We start from the raw sequence: 1,167 nt of genomic DNA on the forward strand, positions 1-1,167 counted from the left end.
CCGTGTATAGGGAGTAGATCATTACCGTGAATGCGGTACTGCCTACGAAGGCTACGTAGCGCTTCCAGCCGTTTCGAAAGAACCTAGACGCGATCCGCCATACGCTCACCGAATCCACCTCCCATCTGCGACAGAACATCGAGGATTTGCTGGAAGAACGTCTGTCTGCCGTCCCCTCGATGAATCTCGGTGTATAGCTGCCCATCTCGGATGAAGAAGACGCTCTGGCAGAAACTTGCAGCAAATGGGTCATGGGTGACCATTAGTATCGTGGCTCCTGCCGTTGCATTGACCAGGGTGAAAGTGTCCATCAAAGCCCGGGCAGAACGTGAGTCGAGGTTGCCGGTAGGCTCGTCAGCAAACACCAATGCAGGCTCGTGAACGATCGCGCGTGCAACTGCGGCCCTCTGCTGCTGCCCGCCGGATACTTCGTATGGGAACCTATGCAACAGCCCCTCGATGCCGAGCCAGACGGCGACATCCTCGACACGCTTCTTGATGACTGACAATGGCCTGCGGTCTAGCACGAGAGGAAGTGCGATGTTCTCCTCTATGCTCAAGCTGTCGAGCAAGTTGTAGTCCTGAAAAACGAAACCGAGCCGCCTGCGCCGAAAGAGCGCCAGCTCTTCCCCTTTGAGCTGAGCGGTGTCGACCCCGTCGACCCAGACTGTGCCGGAGGTGGGATGGTCGATGGTAGCCAACAGATTCAGTAGCGTCGTCTTGCCGCTACCCGATGGTCCCATGATGCCTACGAACCGGCCCTTTTCAACCTCGAACGAGAACCCGTCGAGTGCCCTAGTCTCGGCTCGTCTGCTGCTTCCATAGACTTTTGTGAGTCCACTAGCCTTGAGAATAGTCATATCGCATCGCTCCCGTCACTTCGCATCGCTCCCATCACTGCATGCGTACAAAGTCTACCGCGCAGCCGCATAGGTTACCATCGATTTCCCTTACAAGACAGGGCGGTACGTGACAGGGACGTCACCTTTGTGCAAGAGAAGCACTCACTCCGGCGAATATGGTCTGGTCGGGGGAGAAGCGCACAGAAACGCGGGTGCCTGTGCCTGGCGACGATTCGATGCTGATTCGGTGGCCTAGGCGCTGACAGGCTTGTTTGGCGAGATAGAGGCCCATTCCGGTCGACTGCGGGAAGGCACGGCCGTTCAA

At 57.2% G+C, this 1,167-nt stretch carries 2 protein-coding genes; both read right to left on the reverse strand.

All coding sequences use genetic code 11. The annotated features are described in order from the left end of the window. Positions 1-83: 83 nt before the first annotated feature. On the reverse strand, positions 84-860 hold the full coding sequence (locus tag NUW23_15550) for an ABC transporter ATP-binding protein (protein ID MCR4427571.1): 777 nt from the start codon (positions 858-860) through the stop codon (positions 84-86). A 121-nt stretch (positions 861-981) separates the two neighbouring features. Beyond that, on the reverse strand, positions 982-1,167 hold a 186-nt coding region (locus NUW23_15555; GenBank protein ID MCR4427572.1), incomplete at its 5' end, for a hypothetical protein.

The sequence above is a fragment of the Bacillota bacterium genome (assembly GCA_024655925.1).
Taxonomy (GTDB): domain Bacteria; phylum Bacillota; class DTU025; order DTU025; family JANLFS01; genus JANLFS01.

Bases quoted from the DNA above. Each gene is read 5' to 3' on its own strand.
- NUW23_15550 (MCR4427571.1), bottom strand. From the start codon at position 860: ATGACTATTCTCAAGGCTAGTGGACTCACAAAAGTCTATGGAAGCAGC.